The organism is Citrobacter freundii complex sp. CFNIH2, assembly GCF_002880615.1.
GTDB lineage: Bacteria > Pseudomonadota > Gammaproteobacteria > Enterobacterales > Enterobacteriaceae > Citrobacter_A > Citrobacter_A amalonaticus_F.
Genome location: NZ_CP025757.1, coordinates 2806588 through 2823440, shown reverse-complemented (window position 1 = coordinate 2823440; position 16853 = coordinate 2806588). Strand labels below are relative to the sequence as shown.

At 52.8% G+C, this 16853-nt stretch carries 12 protein-coding genes, 2 tRNA genes and 3 rRNA genes; 9 read left to right on the top strand and 8 right to left on the bottom strand.

All coding sequences use genetic code 11. The annotated features are described in order from the left end of the window. Position 1 precedes the first annotated feature (1 nt). On the top strand, positions 2-700 hold the full coding sequence (gene nlpE, locus WM46_RS13855) for an envelope stress response activation lipoprotein NlpE (protein ID WP_102602571.1): 699 nt from the start codon (positions 2-4) through the stop codon (positions 698-700). A gap of 78 nt (positions 701-778) precedes the next feature. Here nlpE and WM46_RS13850 read toward each other — a convergent pair whose 3' ends face one another. The 7 genes from WM46_RS13850 to metN all read right to left on the bottom strand — a co-directional run bounded on the left by WM46_RS13850 (position 779) and on the right by metN (position 7245). Further along, positions 779-1603, bottom strand: a complete 825-nt coding sequence (locus WM46_RS13850) for a YaeF family permuted papain-like enzyme (RefSeq protein WP_061076496.1) — start codon at positions 1601-1603, stop codon at positions 779-781. A gap of 53 nt (positions 1604-1656) precedes the next feature. Further along, positions 1657-3375 carry a proline--tRNA ligase gene (proS, locus tag WM46_RS13845; RefSeq protein ID WP_102602570.1) on the bottom strand — a complete coding sequence of 573 codons (1719 nt, stop codon included), beginning with the start codon at positions 3373-3375 and terminating at the stop codon, positions 1657-1659. A gap of 110 nt (positions 3376-3485) precedes the next feature. Continuing rightward, on the bottom strand, positions 3486-4193 hold the full coding sequence (gene tsaA, locus WM46_RS13840) for a tRNA (N6-threonylcarbamoyladenosine(37)-N6)-methyltransferase TrmO (RefSeq protein WP_102602569.1): 708 nt from the start codon (positions 4191-4193) through the stop codon (positions 3486-3488). Further along, entirely contained in the window at positions 4190-4594 is a 405-nt protein-coding gene (rcsF, locus tag WM46_RS13835) for an Rcs stress response system protein RcsF (RefSeq protein WP_102602568.1), read from the bottom strand. The genes tsaA and rcsF overlap by 4 nt, the downstream gene beginning before the upstream one ends. Positions 4595-4712: 118 nt before the next feature. Next, complete coding sequence (gene metQ, locus WM46_RS13830) at positions 4713-5528, bottom strand: methionine ABC transporter substrate-binding lipoprotein MetQ (protein WP_061076499.1); 816 nt, start codon at positions 5526-5528, stop codon at positions 4713-4715. Positions 5529-5567: 39 nt separating this feature from the next. After that, positions 5568-6221, bottom strand: a complete 654-nt coding sequence (locus tag WM46_RS13825) for a methionine ABC transporter permease MetI (RefSeq protein ID WP_042323638.1) — start codon at positions 6219-6221, stop codon at positions 5568-5570. Then, the gene (gene metN / locus WM46_RS13820) at positions 6214-7245 is read right to left on the bottom strand and encodes a methionine ABC transporter ATP-binding protein MetN (protein WP_061076500.1); all 1032 of its coding nucleotides are present in this window, start codon (positions 7243-7245) and stop codon (positions 6214-6216) included. The genes WM46_RS13825 and metN overlap by 8 nt, the downstream gene beginning before the upstream one ends. A gap of 188 nt (positions 7246-7433) precedes the next feature. On the opposite strand from metN, the gene gmhB reads away from it, so the two are divergent. The 7 genes from gmhB (at position 7434) to dkgB (ending at position 14588) form a co-directional block, all read left to right on the top strand. Continuing rightward, positions 7434-8000 carry a D-glycero-beta-D-manno-heptose 1,7-bisphosphate 7-phosphatase gene (gene gmhB, locus WM46_RS13815; RefSeq protein WP_042997843.1) on the top strand — a complete coding sequence of 189 codons (567 nt, stop codon included), beginning with the start codon at positions 7434-7436 and terminating at the stop codon, positions 7998-8000. Between the two features lie 370 nt (positions 8001-8370). Next, positions 8371-9912, top strand: a 16S ribosomal RNA gene (locus tag WM46_RS13810). 85 nt (positions 9913-9997) lie between these two features. Continuing rightward, positions 9998-10073: transfer RNA gene (locus WM46_RS13805), tRNA-Glu, on the top strand. A gap of 196 nt (positions 10074-10269) precedes the next feature. Next, positions 10270-13175, top strand: a 23S ribosomal RNA gene (locus WM46_RS13800). Between the two features lie 198 nt (positions 13176-13373). After that, positions 13374-13489: ribosomal RNA gene (gene rrf, locus WM46_RS13795) — 5S ribosomal RNA — on the top strand. Together the 16S, 23S and 5S rRNA genes with 2 tRNA genes alongside form the textbook arrangement of a ribosomal RNA operon. A 54-nt stretch (positions 13490-13543) precedes the next feature. After that, positions 13544-13620, top strand: a tRNA-Asp gene (locus tag WM46_RS13790). 164 nt (positions 13621-13784) lie between these two features. After that, positions 13785-14588, top strand: coding sequence for a 2,5-didehydrogluconate reductase DkgB (dkgB, locus tag WM46_RS13785; RefSeq protein ID WP_102602567.1), 804 nt, complete (start codon positions 13785-13787; stop codon positions 14586-14588). A 22-nt stretch (positions 14589-14610) separates the two neighbouring features. On the opposite strand, the gene yafC is transcribed toward dkgB, so the two are convergent. Then, complete coding sequence (yafC, locus tag WM46_RS13780) at positions 14611-15525, bottom strand: DNA-binding transcriptional regulator YafC (protein WP_102602566.1); 915 nt, start codon at positions 15523-15525, stop codon at positions 14611-14613. Between the two features lie 104 nt (positions 15526-15629). On the opposite strand from yafC, the gene WM46_RS13775 reads away from it, so the two are divergent. After that, entirely contained in the window at positions 15630-16808 is a 1179-nt protein-coding gene (locus WM46_RS13775) for an MFS transporter (protein ID WP_102602565.1), read from the top strand. Positions 16809-16853: the final 45 nt, after the last annotated feature.

Here is a 16853-nt window from a genome sequence, read left to right as displayed (position 1 = left end):
GGTGAAAAAAACACTACTTTCAGCGATGGCGGCGTTTACGCTCTTCGCATTGATTGGCTGTAACAACCGTTCAGAGGTTGATGTTATCCAGCCGACACAGGTTGCAGAATTAAAACCGATGCAGCAAAGCTGGCGAGGCATTCTGCCTTGTGCCGACTGCGAGGGAATTGAGACTTCACTGTTTCTGGAGAAAGATGGCACATGGGTCATGAACGAACGCTATCAGGGCGTGCGTGAAGAGCCGTCTTCTTTTGCTTCCTACGGCACCTGGGCGCGTACTGCCGATAAACTGGTGCTGACCGACAGTCAGGGCGAGAAATCCTACTATCGTGCGAAAGGGGATGCACTGGAGATGCTGGATCGGGAGGGGAATCCGATCGAGTCTCAGTTCAACTATACCCTTGCGCCAGTGAAATCGAGCTTGCCGGTGACGCCGATGGCGATGCGTGGCATGTATTTCTATATGGCGGACGCCGCGACCTTCACCGACTGCGCGACCGGAAAGCAGGTTTCCGTCGCCAGTAACGCAGAGCTGGAACGCGGTTATCTTGCGGCGCGTGGCGCCAGTGAGAAACCGGTGCTGTTGTCCGTCGAAGGGCACTTCACGCTGGAGGCGAATCCGGATACCCATGAGCCGGTGAAAACGCTGATGGCCGATAAAGAGATTAAATTTATCCCGGGTAAGAGCTGCACCGACTGAGGGATGGGCTGAACGAAAGCTGTCCGGGTGACCGGACAGTTATCGTCTTACCCGCTGTTTTGCTATTGTGTATCGCGCTTAACGCGTCAGTCCTACAAAACGTCCCGTCTTGATATAAATCCCTAACTTCAAATGACCGACATAGCGTAGCTGTGTTTCTGGCTTAAATGCGGCAACGTCGCCTTCCCGCATGTGCATCAGGTCGGCAGGACTGATCCAGCCCGACTGCGCCAGGGTTAGCGGATGTCCTGCTTTGGTAAACGCATCAGTGACGAATTCGGAGCAAAACCACGCCGTTTTTTCTCCCTCACGGGGATCGCTCAACTGGGCTTTTGCCAGTCCGCTGACGCACTGTTGCCGGAAATCCGCAGAGAAGGGGTTCAGCGAACACATCTGGCGAGTCACCATAAACGGAATGAATTCCACGATACCGCGATAGTTATAGCCGCTGTCTTTGATTTTGTAGGCGAAGGTTTTGATCTCTGTGGCCTGTTGCGGAGTCAGTTCCGGGACTCTCAGGGCAAAAAGTTTATCACTGTGTTTCTTCGCCTGTTTGAGTGACACGATTTGTACGCCAGCGCCGGTGGCTTCTGCGACTTCATTATCGCCCAGATAGACGGCTACGTGGCTTACGGAAGCATTGCTGAACGCGCGGATGCCTAATGAGGTAACCCCGAGGCTGGAGGAGAACAACAGATCGCCTGGCTTAAGGTCGGTGTCGGTAATTTCGACGAGTGCTTTCTTCGTGAATGAACTCTGGCGCTGGAATGTAACCGCCCATTTTTTGGATTGTGCATCAATGGCGGCGGCGGATTTATTCGGCGGGCTGACGTCAACTGTGCAGGCCGAAAGCAAAAGAAGGCAAGGGAGGAACAGGCGGTAATACGCCGTTGGTTTAGCCATTTTATACAATCCATGTAAAAAAGAGGCCCTGAAAATCAGAGCCTCTTATAACATCAGCCTTTAATCTGTTTAACCAGATAGTTGACGATGTCGCCGGTTTTTATCAACTGCTTCTCGCCATTGCGACGGTATTTGTATTCAATATCGTCGTTGTCGAGGTTACGGTCGCCCAGCACGATAGTGTGCGGAATACCGATCAGTTCCATGTCCGCGAACATCACGCCTGGACGCTCTTTACGGTCATCCATCAGCACGTCGATGCCTTGCGCGCGCAGTTCGGCATACAGTTTTTCCGCCAGTTCCTGCACACGATAGGACTTGTGCATGTTCATCGGCAGAATCGCCACCTGGAACGGCGCGATCGCGTCAGGCCATACGATCCCGCGCTCGTCGTAGTTCTGCTCAATGGCAGCCGCCACCACACGCGTGACCCCGATACCGTAACAACCCATGGTCAGGATCTGGTTGCGGCCATCTTCACCCTGAACGGCGGCTTTCATTGCTTCCGAGTACTTGGTGCCCAACTGGAAGATATGGCCGACTTCGATACCGCGTTTGATCAGCAATGTGCCTTTACCATCCGGGCTTGGATCGCCGGCGACGACGTTACGGATGTCGGCGACTTCCGGGGTGGCGACATCGCGATCCCAGTTAATGCCGAAGTAGTGCTTACCATCGACGTTAGCGCCTGCCGCGAAATCACTCATTGCGGCAACGGTACGGTCAATAATCACCGGCACCGGCATGTTTACCGGGCCCAACGAACCCGGACCGGCATTCACCAGCGCGCGGATCTCTTCTTCGGTCGCGAACGTCAGCGGGCTGGCAACCAGCGGCAGCTTTTCCGCTTTGACTTCGTTCAGCTCGTGATCGCCGCGAACCAGCAGGGCGACCAGCGGAGACTTGCTGTCTTCCACGGCTTTCACCAGCAGGGTTTTCACGGTTTTCTCGATTGGCAGATTAAAGTGTTCAACCAGCTCGGCGATGGTTTTTGCGTTCGGCGTATCAACCAGCGTCATCTCTTGCGTTGCTGCGGCGCGCGGCTCTTTTGGCGCAACGGCTTCCGCAAATTCAATGTTGGCCGCGTAGTCAGAGGAATCAGAGAAGATCACATCGTCTTCGCCGCTCTGCGCCAGCACCTGGAATTCGTGCGAAGCGCTGCCGCCGATAGAACCGGTGTCAGCCTGTACCGCGCGGAAATCCAGCCCCATGCGGCTGAAGATCTTGCTATACGCCGCGTACATCGCGTCGTAGGTTTCCTGCAGCGATTCCTGAGAGGTATGGAAAGAGTAAGCATCTTTCATCAGGAATTCACGGGAGCGCATCACGCCGAAACGCGGACGGACTTCGTCACGGAATTTCGTCTGGATCTGGTAGAAGTTCAGCGGCAGCTGCTTGTAAGAGCTGAGCTCGTTACGAATCAGATCGGTGATCACTTCTTCGTGCGTTGGGCCGAGTACGAACGGACGCTCGCCACGGTCAACAAAACGCAGCAGCTCCGGACCGTACTGTTCCCAACGACCACTCTCTTGCCACAGATCAGCAGGCTGAACGACGGGCATAGACACCTCGATCGCACCGGCGTTGTTCATCTCTTCACGCACGATGTTCTCGACTTTTTTCAGGACGCGCACGCCGGTCGGTAGCCAGGTGTATAACCCGGAGGCCAGCTTGCGGATCATTCCGGCGCGCAGCATCAGCTGGTGGCTGATCACCTCGGCGTCGGCAGGTGTCTCCTTGAGGGTGGAGAGCAGGTATTGGCTAGTACGCATGTTGTTACGGTTCCAGTTGAACGATCGAACAGGCTCAATGTGAGCCTGACACAAAAAAAGTAACTCAGTTTACCAGCGAGAAAGGGATGTCAAAAGAGAAGGGCGTGAAATTAGCGGGGTTCAAGCGCAAAGACTTCAAAACCCGTCTCGGTGACGCGCCAGCGCACGTTGAAATCATGCAGCCAGACGGCATAAGTTTTGCCTGTCTCTTCCCCTTTTCGATAGGCAGGACGCGGATCCTGCGCCAGCACATCGCGAATAAACGTTTTCAGCAGGGGATAACGTTTTTCCAGCGCGGGAAACTGTTGCTCAATCTCGTCGGTAAAACTCACCCGCATTTCAGCCTGAGGGGCCTGTTGCGCGTAGCTGGCGGTCGCATCCGGTAGCGACTCCGCAAACGGCAGATAGGGTTTGATGTCAATGACCGGCGTACCGTCAACCAGATCCAGACTGCCCAGTTGCAGAATGACCTGATCTTTCTGACAGACAATACCTTTCAGTTCAACCAGCGACATGCCGACGGGATTGGGGCGAAACGTTGAGCGCGTGGCAAATACGCCCATCCGCGCGTTGCCGCCAAGACGAGGCGGGCGCACGGTTGGGCGCCATCCCCCTTCCATCGTCTGATGGAAAACAAAGATCACCCATAAGTGGCTGAATGCTTCAAGACCGCGTACCGCATCGGCCTGATTGTAAGGAGACAGCAGGTGCAGTTCGCCGTTGACGCTTTTTACCAGCCCAGGCTGGCGGGGAACGGCGAACTTCTCTTTGTAAGGCGAGCGAATGACACCGATTTGCTCAAACTGAAAATGACTCATTTAGCCGAGATGTTGAGCGCAGAACCAATGCAGACAGCCTGACGGTAACAACCCGGCGTTCCGCTGGTGACTTCACAGCTATGCAGTAACACGGCATTGGCTTTCATTTTCGACGCATTAATCTGCATGCGTTTACGTGCTGTCGGGATGTTCGGCGGAGAGTCCTGGTTAGAGGCCTGACAGGATTCACCGGTTACTTCACCGAGATCGCGGAACGGCTTGCCGACCAGATCTTCAGCATTGGTATAAATTCTGACGGGAACCGCGCGCAGCGCTTTCGGTTTTTCCGGCTCCGCTTTAGGCGGGGTTGCGGTGCTTTGAACGGGTTCAACAGGGGATCTGCTTAGCATGGAACAGCCGCTCAGCATGAGTGCCAATAAACAGATCGGTAAAGCACGCATAATATTTCCTCAATGAATGATCTAACTGTCACATATTGAATCAGGAGCTTGCATAAATGACAAGACGGGCAAACGCCCGTCCTGAATGATATTACAGATTGTGAAAAGCGCCTAAAAATTACCAGCCCTTAACAGCACCACCGTTGAAGACTTTATTGGCGGCTTCGTAAACTTCGTCAGACTGATAGGCCTGAACGAATTTCTTCACGTTCTCCGCGTCTTTGTTATCTTCACGGGTCACGATCAGGTTGACGTACGGGGAATCTTTATCTTCAACGAAGATACCGTCTTTCGCCGGAGTGAGGTTGATCTGGCTGGCATAAGTGGTGTTGATCACTGCCAGAGCAATCTGCGCATCGTCAAGAGAACGCGGCAGTTGCGGGGCTTCCAGCTCGACAATTTTCAGATTTTTCGGGTTCCCGACGATATCCAGTGAGGTCGGCAGTAGGCCCACGCCATCTTTCAGTTTGATCAGGCCCACTTTCTCAAGCAGCAGCAGGGAACGACCCAGGTTGGTCGGATCGTTAGGAACCGCGACCTGTGCGCCATCCTGAAGCTCATCCAGAGATTTGATTTTTTTGGAGTAGCCCGCAATCGGATAAACGAAGGTATTGCCTGCGGCAACCAGTTTGTAACCGCGATCTTTGATCTGCTGATCCAGATACGGTTTGTGCTGGAAAGCGTTGGCATCGATATCGCCTTTGCTCAGCGCTTCGTTCGGCAGAACGTAGTCATTGAAGGTCACCAGCTCGACGTCCAGACCGTATTTTTCTTTCGCAACTTTTTGTGCGACCTCAGCCACCTGCTGTTCCGCACCGACAATCACGCCGACTTTGATGTGGTTTGGATCTTTTTCATCCTGACCGCAACCCACGAGTGCCAGAGAACCAATCAGGGCGCCGACTGCCGCAATGGTTTTGAATTTGAACGCCATGCTTATTTCCTTAATGTGATAATTGTGTTTTGTAGAACGTTACTTGTGCGTCACAGTCCGGACGATACGATCGCCCGCGAACTGAATTAAATAAACCAGAACAACGAGTAATACCAGTACCGTATTCATAACAGTAGCATTGTATCCAATATATCCGTACTGATAGCCGATCTGTCCAAGACCGCCGGCACCCACGGCACCGCCCATGGCGGAATAACCGACCAGGGTAATCAGCGTAATCGTCGCGGCGTTCACCAGCCCTGGCAGGGCTTCCGGCAACAGCACTTTGCGTACAATTTGCAGCGGCGTTGCGCCCATTGCGCGAGAGGCCTCAATCAGACCTGTCGGGATTTCCAGCAGGGCGTTTTCCACCATACGGGCGATAAACGGCGCTGCACCGACGGTGAGCGGGACAATCGCAGCCTGCAAACCGATTGATGTCCCGACAATCACGCGAGTGAACGGAATCATCCATACCAGCAGAATAATGAACGGAATAGAACGGAAGATGTTCACGACCGCAGACAGCGTGCGGTAGAGCTTCGCGTTTTCAATGATTTGTCCGGGACGCGTCACGTACAGCAGCACGCCAACGGGCAGACCAATCACAAAACCAAAGAAACCCGATACGAAGGTCATCGCCAGCGTTTCCCAGACGCCACGAACCAGCAGCCACATCATCGGCTCAGACATAACCCAGTACCTCTACTTTTACATGGTGTTCCTGCAGCCAGGCGATTGCGGCTTGCGTTTCTTCTTGTGTGCCGTGCATTTCAGTCAGCATGATGCCGAACTTCACGCCGCCGGCGTAATCCATCTGCGCGCTGATAATGTTGTTATTCACGTTAAAGCGACGCGCCGTTTCGGAAAGCAGCGGCGCATCCACCGACTGACCGGTGAATTCCATGCGCAACATTGGGACGCTGTCGACCGTCGACTCCGCTTTGAGGCGTGCCAGATAATCTTCCGGAATATCCAGGTGCAGCGTTGACTGGATAAATTTCTGCGCCAGGGGTGTTTTCGGATGGGAAAACACTTCGCTGACGGTATCTTGCTCAATCAGTTCTCCGTTGCTGATCACCGCCACGCAGTCGCAGATTCGCTTAACCACATCCATCTCGTGCGTGATCAGCAGAATAGTCAGACCAAGGCGACGGTTAATGTCTTTCAGCAGTTCGAGAATGGATCGCGTGGTGGCAGGATCCAGCGCGCTGGTCGCTTCGTCGCACAACAGTACTTTCGGCTGGCTTGCCAGCGCACGGGCGATGGCGACACGCTGCTTCTGACCACCAGACAGGTTTGCAGGGTAGCTGTCGTGCTTATCCCCCAGGCCGACGAGATCGAGCAGTTCCGTCACGCGACGCTTAATCTCTTCTTTCGGGGTGTTGTCGAGTTCCAGTGGCAGCGCGACGTTACCAAAAACGGTTCGGGAGGCCAGCAGGTTAAAGTGCTGGAAAATCATGCCGATCTGGCGACGCGCTTTGGTCAGATCAGATTCAGATAGCGTCGTCAGTTCTTGTCCACCGACCTGAACACTCCCCTCAGTCGGACGCTCCAGCAGGTTTACACAGCGGATCAGCGTACTTTTACCTGCGCCTGAGGCACCGATAACGCCATAAATTTGTCCGGCAGGAACATGCAGGCTAACGTTATTCAACGCCTGAATGGTGTGGGTCCCCTGATGGAACACTTTGGTGATATTCGAAAGTTTAATCATTGATTATTTTTATCGTAATGAAGTTACCGTGGCATTTTCGTCTGTCTGATGCGGTCAAAAGCCGTCAACAAAATGGATGTTAAGGCATCCAGACGTCTAAATCAATCAGGGTTTCTACGATGAGCACTTTCTTGCCTGCCGAAACATGCGATACTAGCGCTACATGCCTTATTCAGGAGCTATAAAAGGTGGCAAAGTCCGTACCCGCAATTTTTCTCGACCGTGACGGCACAATTAATGTTGATCACGGCTACGTACATGAAATCGACGAGTTCGAATTTATCGACGGCGTTATTGATGCTATGCGCGAGCTTAAAACCCTGGGTTATGCGCTGGTGGTTGTCACCAACCAGTCAGGGATTGCGCGCGGTAAATTTACTGAAGCCCAATTTGAGACATTAACAGAGTGGATGGACTGGTCATTGGCCGATCGCGATGTCGATCTCGACGGTATCTATTATTGTCCACACCACCCGCAAGGCAGCGTGGAAGAGTACCGCCAGGTTTGTGATTGCCGTAAGCCGCATCCCGGTATGCTGATCTCGGCCCGCGATTTCCTGCACATTGATATGGCCGCGTCTTATATGGTGGGCGACAAATTAGAAGATATGCAGGCGGCTGCGGCGGCAGGGGTCGGGACAAAAGTGTTAGTGCGAACCGGTAAGCCCATCACTGCGGAAGCAGAAAATGCGGCAGATTGGGTATTAAATAGCCTTGCTGATCTGCCATCGGCGATAAAAAAGCAGCAAAAATAAGCATTGTGGTTAAAAGGTGAGCGGTTGAAATAAATCTGCATTTTTCCGCTTGTCTTCCTGAGTCGACCCCCTATAATGCGCCTCCATCGACACGGCGGATGTGAATCACTTCACACAAACAGCCGGTTCGGTTGAAGAGAAAAATCCTGAAAATCAGGGTTGACTCTGAAAGAGGAAAGCGTAATATACGCCACCTCGCGACAGAGCGCTAAAGCGCGTCGCAACTGCTCTTTAACAATTTATCAGACAATCTGTGTGGGCACTCAGAGTGACATGGATTCTTAACGTCGCAAGACGAAAAATGAATACCAAGTCTCAAAGAGTGAACACGTAATTCATTACGACGTTTAATTCTAAGAGCATCAAACTTAAATTGAAGAGTTTGATCATGGCTCAGATTGAACGCTGGCGGCAGGCCTAACACATGCAAGTCGAACGGTAACAGGAAGCAGCTTGCTGCTTCGCTGACGAGTGGCGGACGGGTGAGTAATGTCTGGGAAACTGCCCGATGGAGGGGGATAACTACTGGAAACGGTAGCTAATACCGCATAACGTCGCAAGACCAAAGAGGGGGACCTTCGGGCCTCTTGCCATCGGATGTGCCCAGATGGGATTAGCTTGTTGGTGAGGTAACGGCTCACCAAGGCGACGATCCCTAGCTGGTCTGAGAGGATGACCAGCCACACTGGAACTGAGACACGGTCCAGACTCCTACGGGAGGCAGCAGTGGGGAATATTGCACAATGGGCGCAAGCCTGATGCAGCCATGCCGCGTGTATGAAGAAGGCCTTCGGGTTGTAAAGTACTTTCAGCGGGGAGGAAGGGGTTGTGGTTAATAACCGCAGCCATTGACGTTACCCGCAGAAGAAGCACCGGCTAACTCCGTGCCAGCAGCCGCGGTAATACGGAGGGTGCAAGCGTTAATCGGAATTACTGGGCGTAAAGCGCACGCAGGCGGTCTGTCAAGTCGGATGTGAAATCCCCGGGCTCAACCTGGGAACTGCATTCGAAACTGGCAGGCTTGAGTCTCGTAGAGGGGGGTAGAATTCCAGGTGTAGCGGTGAAATGCGTAGAGATCTGGAGGAATACCGGTGGCGAAGGCGGCCCCCTGGACGAAGACTGACGCTCAGGTGCGAAAGCGTGGGGAGCAAACAGGATTAGATACCCTGGTAGTCCACGCCGTAAACGATGTCTATTTGGAGGTTGTGCCCTTGAGGCGTGGCTTCCGGAGCTAACGCGTTAAATAGACCGCCTGGGGAGTACGGCCGCAAGGTTAAAACTCAAATGAATTGACGGGGGCCCGCACAAGCGGTGGAGCATGTGGTTTAATTCGATGCAACGCGAAGAACCTTACCTGGTCTTGACATCCACAGAACTTTCCAGAGATGGATTGGTGCCTTCGGGAACTGTGAGACAGGTGCTGCATGGCTGTCGTCAGCTCGTGTTGTGAAATGTTGGGTTAAGTCCCGCAACGAGCGCAACCCTTATCCTTTGTTGCCAGCGGTCCGGCCGGGAACTCAAAGGAGACTGCCAGTGATAAACTGGAGGAAGGTGGGGATGACGTCAAGTCATCATGGCCCTTACGACCAGGGCTACACACGTGCTACAATGGCATATACAAAGAGAAGCGACCTCGCGAGAGTAAGCGGACCTCATAAAGTATGTCGTAGTCCGGATTGGAGTCTGCAACTCGACTCCATGAAGTCGGAATCGCTAGTAATCGTGGATCAGAATGCCACGGTGAATACGTTCCCGGGCCTTGTACACACCGCCCGTCACACCATGGGAGTGGGTTGCAAAAGAAGTAGGTAGCTTAACCTTCGGGAGGGCGCTTACCACTTTGTGATTCATGACTGGGGTGAAGTCGTAACAAGGTAACCGTAGGGGAACCTGCGGTTGGATCACCTCCTTACCTTAAAGAACCTGCCTTTGCAGTGCCCACACAGATTGTCTGATGAAAAGTGAATAGCAAGGCGTCTTGCGATTGAGACTTCAGTGTCCCCTTCGTCTAGAGGCCCAGGACACCGCCCTTTCACGGCGGTAACAGGGGTTCGAATCCCCTAGGGGACGCCACTTGCTGGTTTGTGTGAGTGAAAGTCACCTGCCTCAATATCTCAAAACTGACTTCAGAGTCATGTTTGAGATATTTGCTCTTTAAAAATCTGGATCAAGCTGAAAATTGAAACGACACACCGTTAATGGTGTGTTCGAGTCTCTCAAATTTTCGCAATCACGATGATGAATCGGAAGAAACATCTTCGGGTTGTGAGGTTAAGCGACTAAGCGTACACGGTGGATGCCCTGGCAGTCAGAGGCGATGAAGGACGTGCTAATCTGCGAAAAGCGCCGGTGAGGTGATATGAACCGCTATAGCCGGCGATGTCCGAATGGGGAAACCCAGTGCAATTCGTTGCACTATCGTTAACTGAATACATAGGTTAACGAGGCGAACCGGGGGAACTGAAACATCTAAGTACCCCGAGGAAAAGAAATCAACCGAGATTCCCCCAGTAGCGGCGAGCGAACGGGGAGCAGCCCAGAGCCTGAATCAGCATGTGTGGTAGTGGAACGGTCTGGAAAGGCCGGCGATACAGGGTGACAGCCCCGTACACAAAACCGCATGTGTTGTGAGCTCGATGAGTAGGGCGGGACACGTGGTATCCTGTCTGAATATGGGGGGACCATCCTCCAAGGCTAAATACTCCTGACTGACCGATAGTGAACCAGTACCGTGAGGGAAAGGCGAAAAGAACCCCGGCGAGGGGAGTGAAAAAGAACCTGAAACCGTGTACGTACAAGCAGTGGGAGCCTCTTTATGGGGTGACTGCGTACCTTTTGTATAATGGGTCAGCGACTTATATTCTGTAGCAAGGTTAACCGAATAGGGGAGCCGAAGGGAAACCGAGTCTTAACTGGGCGTTAAGTTGCAGGGTATAGACCCGAAACCCGGTGATCTAGCCATGGGCAGGTTGAAGGTTGGGTAACACTAACTGGAGGACCGAACCGACTAATGTTGAAAAATTAGCGGATGACTTGTGGCTGGGGGTGAAAGGCCAATCAAACCGGGAGATAGCTGGTTCTCCCCGAAAGCTATTTAGGTAGCGCCTCGTGAATTCATCTCCGGGGGTAGAGCACTGTTTCGGCTAGGGGGTCATCCCGACTTACCAACCCGATGCAAACTGCGAATACCGGAGAATGTTATCACGGGAGACACACGGCGGGTGCTAACGTCCGTCGTGAAGAGGGAAACAACCCAGACCGCCAGCTAAGGTCCCAAAGTCATGGTTAAGTGGGAAACGATGTGGGAAGGCTCAGACAGCCAGGATGTTGGCTTAGAAGCAGCCATCATTTAAAGAAAGCGTAATAGCTCACTGGTCGAGTCGGCCTGCGCGGAAGATGTAACGGGGCTAAACCATGCACCGAAGCTGCGGCAGCGACACTAAGTGTTGTTGGGTAGGGGAGCGTTCTGTAAGCCTGTGAAGGTGTGCTGTGAGGCATGCTGGAGGTATCAGAAGTGCGAATGCTGACATAAGTAACGATAAAGCGGGTGAAAAGCCCGCTCGCCGGAAGACCAAGGGTTCCTGTCCAACGTTAATCGGGGCAGGGTGAGTCGACCCCTAAGGCGAGGCCGAAAGGCGTAGTCGATGGGAAACAGGTTAATATTCCTGTACCAGGTGTTACTGCGAAGGGGGGACGGAGAAGGCTATGTTGGCCGGGCGACGGTTGTCCCGGTTTAAGCGTGTAGGTGTGTGTTCCAGGTAAATCCGGTTCACTTTAACACTGAGGCGTGATGACGAGGCACTACGGTGCTGAAGCAACAAATGCCCTGCTTCCAGGAAAAGCCTCTAAGCATCAGGTAACATCAGATCGTACCCCAAACCGACACAGGTGGTCAGGTAGAGAATACCAAGGCGCTTGAGAGAACTCGGGTGAAGGAACTAGGCAAAATGGTGCCGTAACTTCGGGAGAAGGCACGCTGATACGTAGGTGAAGCGATTTACTCGTGGAGCTGAAATCAGTCGAAGATACCAGCTGGCTGCAACTGTTTATTAAAAACACAGCACTGTGCAAACACGAAAGTGGACGTATACGGTGTGACGCCTGCCCGGTGCCGGAAGGTTAATTGATGGGGTTATCCTCGCGGAGAAGCTCTTGATCGAAGCCCCGGTAAACGGCGGCCGTAACTATAACGGTCCTAAGGTAGCGAAATTCCTTGTCGGGTAAGTTCCGACCTGCACGAATGGCGTAATGATGGCCAGGCTGTCTCCACCCGAGACTCAGTGAAATTGAACTCGCTGTGAAGATGCAGTGTACCCGCGGCAAGACGGAAAGACCCCGTGAACCTTTACTATAGCTTGACACTGAACACTGGTCCTTGATGTGTAGGATAGGTGGGAGGCTTTGAAGCGCGGACGCCAGTTCGTGTGGAGCCAACCTTGAAATACCACCCTTTAATGGCTGGTGTTCTAACGTGGACCCGTTACCCGGGTTGCGGACAGTGTCTGGTGGGTAGTTTGACTGGGGCGGTCTCCTCCTAAAGAGTAACGGAGGAGCACGAAGGTTAGCTAATCCTGGTCGGACATCAGGAGGTTAGTGCAAAGGCATAAGCTAGCTTGACTGCGAGCGTGACGGCGCGAGCAGGTGCGAAAGCAGGTCTTAGTGATCCGGTGGTTCTGAATGGAAGGGCCATCGCTCAACGGATAAAAGGTACTCCGGGGATAACAGGCTGATACCGCCCAAGAGTTCATATCGACGGCGGTGTTTGGCACCTCGATGTCGGCTCATCACATCCTGGGGCTGAAGTAGGTCCCAAGGGTATGGCTGTTCGCCATTTAAAGTGGTACGCGAGCTGGGTTTAGAACGTCGTGAGACAGTTCGGTCCCTATCTGCCGTGGGCGCTGGAGAATTGAGGGGGGCTGCTCCTAGTACGAGAGGACCGGAGTGGACGCATCACTGGTGTTCGGGTTGTCATGCCAATGGCACTGCCCGGTAGCTAAATGCGGAAGAGATAAGTGCTGAAAGCATCTAAGCACGAAACTTGCCCCGAGATGAGTTCTCCCTGACTCTTTAAGAGTCCTGAAGGAACGTTGAAGACGACGACGTTGATAGGCCGGGTGTGTAAGCGCAGCGATGCGTTGAGCTAACCGGTACTAATGAACCGTGAGGCTTAACCTTACAACGCCGAAGATGTTTTGGCGGAATAGAGAGAATTTTCAGTTTGATACCGGATTGTAGTGCGCAATAGTTTGCGCAGCGGCAGGGCGGCAAATGAAGTGACGGAAGGAGCATACATGAGTATGTGACTGAGGTTCACGAATGCAGCCAGCGCAGCTGATGCGATAAAATATTGCGTACTGAGCACAAAAGAATTTGCCTGGCGGCTGTAGCGCGGTGGTCCCACCTGACCCCATGCCGAACTCAGAAGTGAAACGCCGTAGCGCCGATGGTAGTGTGGGGTCTCCCCATGCGAGAGTAGGGAACTGCCAGGCATCAAATTAAGCAGTAAACTGATGTAAAAATCAGTGGTTGTAGAAAAATTCGGTGGAGCGGTAGTTCAGTTGGTTAGAATACCTGCCTGTCACGCAGGGGGTCGCGGGTTCGAGTCCCGTCCGTTCCGCCACTTATTAAGAGCCCTGAGTTAACACTCAGGGCTTTTTCTTTGCCTGAAATTTGATTGTTGCTAAAAACGCAAAAATCCTCTGCATTTTTCGCTCTTTTTCCACACAACGCAAAACGTCATAATCCTCTCAGTTAACGAACATGATGAATCAAAGAGGAATTATTATGACTATCCCTGCATTCGGTTTAGGTACCTTTCGTCTTAAGGACGATGTTGTTATTGCATCCGTAAAAACGGCTCTGGAGCTCGGTTACCGCGCTGTCGATACTGCACAAATCTATGATAATGAAGCAGCAGTTGGCCAGGCAATTGCCGAGAGTGGCGTTCCGCGCAATGAGTTGTACATTACGACCAAGATCTGGATTGAGAATCTGAGCAAAGACAAGCTGATCCCAAGCCTGAAAGAGAGCCTGAAAAAACTGCGTACTGATTATGTTGATCTGACGCTGATCCACTGGCCATCACCAAACGATGCTGTATCGGTTGAGGAATTCATGCAGGCGCTGCTGGAAGCGAAAAAACAGGGGCTGACGCGTGAAATCGGTATCTCTAACTTCACTATCCCGTTGATGGAAAAAGCCATTGCGGCGGTGGGTGCGGAAAATATCGCGACTAACCAGATTGAACTGTCTCCTTACCTGCAAAACGGCAAAGTGGTTGACTGGGCGAAAGCGCACGGTATCCACATTACGTCTTACATGACACTGGCATATGGTAAGGCACTGAAAGATGAAGTGATTGCCCGCATTGCGGCGAAACACAATGCCACCACCGCTCAGGTGATCCTGGCATGGGCGATGGGCGAAGGTTACTCGGTCATTCCTTCTTCCACTAAGCGTGAAAACCTGGCGAGCAACCTGCAGGCGCAGGATCTAACGTTAGATGCCGAAGATAAAAAAGCGATCGCTGCTCTGGATTGCAACGATCGCCTGGTAAGCCCGGAAGGACTGGCACCGCAGTGGGATTAATGCGTTAACCCCCTGAATGCCTTTAACCCTCTTTAACAGCTCCTCCGGGAGCTGTTTTTATATGTTCACTCAGAAAATCGATAAATGCCCGAATACGCGTACTCACGGCACGGTCGCTGTAATAGACGGCGCTGAACGGCATCTCTACCGGCAGGCGTTTATCAGCCATCAGCTCCACCAGTTCACCTCGCGCGATTTCCCGATCAATCATGTAGTCCGACAGGCAGGCAATGCCGTTTCCGCTGAGGCAGAGCTGTTTAAGCGTTTCACCGCTGTTTGACGAAATGCCACAGGTAATCTCATGAAGTTGCCCATCGCTACAGGCGATGGGCCAGGTGTTGAGGGATACGGGTTCAGTGAAACCCAGGCACAGGTGTGCCTTCAGCTCTTCCACTGTTTCCGGCTTCCCGAATCGATCAAGATAGCCCGGCGAGGCGATAATCTTCCGATAGCTGTTAAAGAGTGGTCGGGCGCGTAAACTGGAATCCGTCAGGGTACCAGCACGGATCGCGATATCCACTTTTCTCTCGATCAGATTGATAAAGGTTTCGGAGGAAACAAGAGAGAGCGTAATTTCCGGATAACGTTCACGGAAAGGCTTTATCAACGGCATCAGAAAATGCAACATTACCGGCGTGGCGGCATCGATACGCAGCACCCCGCGTGGAGTGTTGCGTGTCTCCATGATTTCCGTTTCTGCCGCCGCCATCTCCTGCAGCAAAGACTGGACGCGGCGAAAATAGCGTTCACCTTCTTCTGTCAGACTCAGTTGCCGGGTTGTGCGGTTGAGTAAACTTACGCCAAGCTTCATTTCCAGCTTTTTAACTGCCCGGCTTACCGCTGAGTTTGCCTGACCTAACTGTTCCGCCGCCCGGCTGAAACTACCGCTTTCTACTACTGAAACAAAAATGGCGAGTTCTTCTGAGGTTGCTTTCATTTTTGCACCCGAAGCAAAATTGTATTGAGATTTTGGATATTTTTGTTATTAAACCATCCCGGCATACTGCGTGTCATCCGAATACTGATGATATGGAGTGATTTATGCCTCTCGCGTTATTTGCGCTGACAATAAGTGCCTTTGCTATTGGCACAACCGAATTTGTAATTGTAGGCCTGGTGCCGACAATTGCCGAACAGCTGGCCATTTCTCTGCCTTCTGCGGGGATGTTGGTTTCTATCTATGCTCTCGGCGTGGCGATTGGTGCGCCGGTACTGACGGCGTTGACCGGACGTCTGCCGCGTAAGCAGCTGCTGGTTGCGCTGATGGTCCTGTTCACGGCGGGCAACCTGCTGGCGTGGCAGGCTCCTGGCTATATGACGCTGATTGCGGCCCGTTTACTGACCGGTCTGGCTCATGGGGTGTTCTTCTCGATTGGCTCCACCATTGCCACCAGTCTGGTGGCAAAAGAAAAAGCGGCTTCAGCCATTGCCATTATGTTTGGTGGCCTGACGGTTGCCCTGGTGACCGGGGTTCCTCTGGGAACATTCATCGGTCAGCATTTTGGCTGGCGCGAAACCTTCCTCGCCGTTTCCGTGTTAGGCGTGATGGCGTTGATCAGCAGTCAGTGGCTTATTCCGGCGAACATTCCGGGGCGTGCGGCGGCAACACTGCGTGACCAGGTAAGCGTCTTAACACACCCACGCTTGCTGATTATCTATGCGATCACTGCACTGGGCTATGGTGGCGTCTTTACCGCATTTACCTTTCTGGCTCCAATGATGCAGGATCTGGCCGGTTTCTCGCCTGCCGCAGTGAGTTGGATCTTATTAGGCTATGGCGTATCCGTCGCGATAGGTAACATCTGGGGCGGAAAACTGGCGGATAAACATGGTGCGGTGCCTGCGCTGAAGTTTATTTTCGCCGCATTGTTTGTTCTGTTGCTCGTTTTTCAGTTTACAGCTTCCATGCAGTACGCCGCGCTGGCAACCGTACTGGTGATGGGGATCTTTGCTTTCGGTAACGTACCGGGTCTGCAGGTTTATGTGGTGCAAAAAGCCGAGCAATTTACGCCGAACGCAGTGGACGTGGCATCCGGTCTTAACATTGCGGCTTTTAACATCGGGATTGCGATCGGTTCTGTTGTTGGTGGACAGACGGTGGAGCACTTCGGTCTGGCGCAAACACCGTGGATTGGGGCATTGATTGTGTTGGGCGCCTTCCTGTTGATGGGAATTAGTGGTCGACTGGATAAACCTGCACGCGTTGCCGTGCTGGGCTAAGTACTTGATGTAAGCGAGTGCTTACAAAACAATCTGCAATTGGTC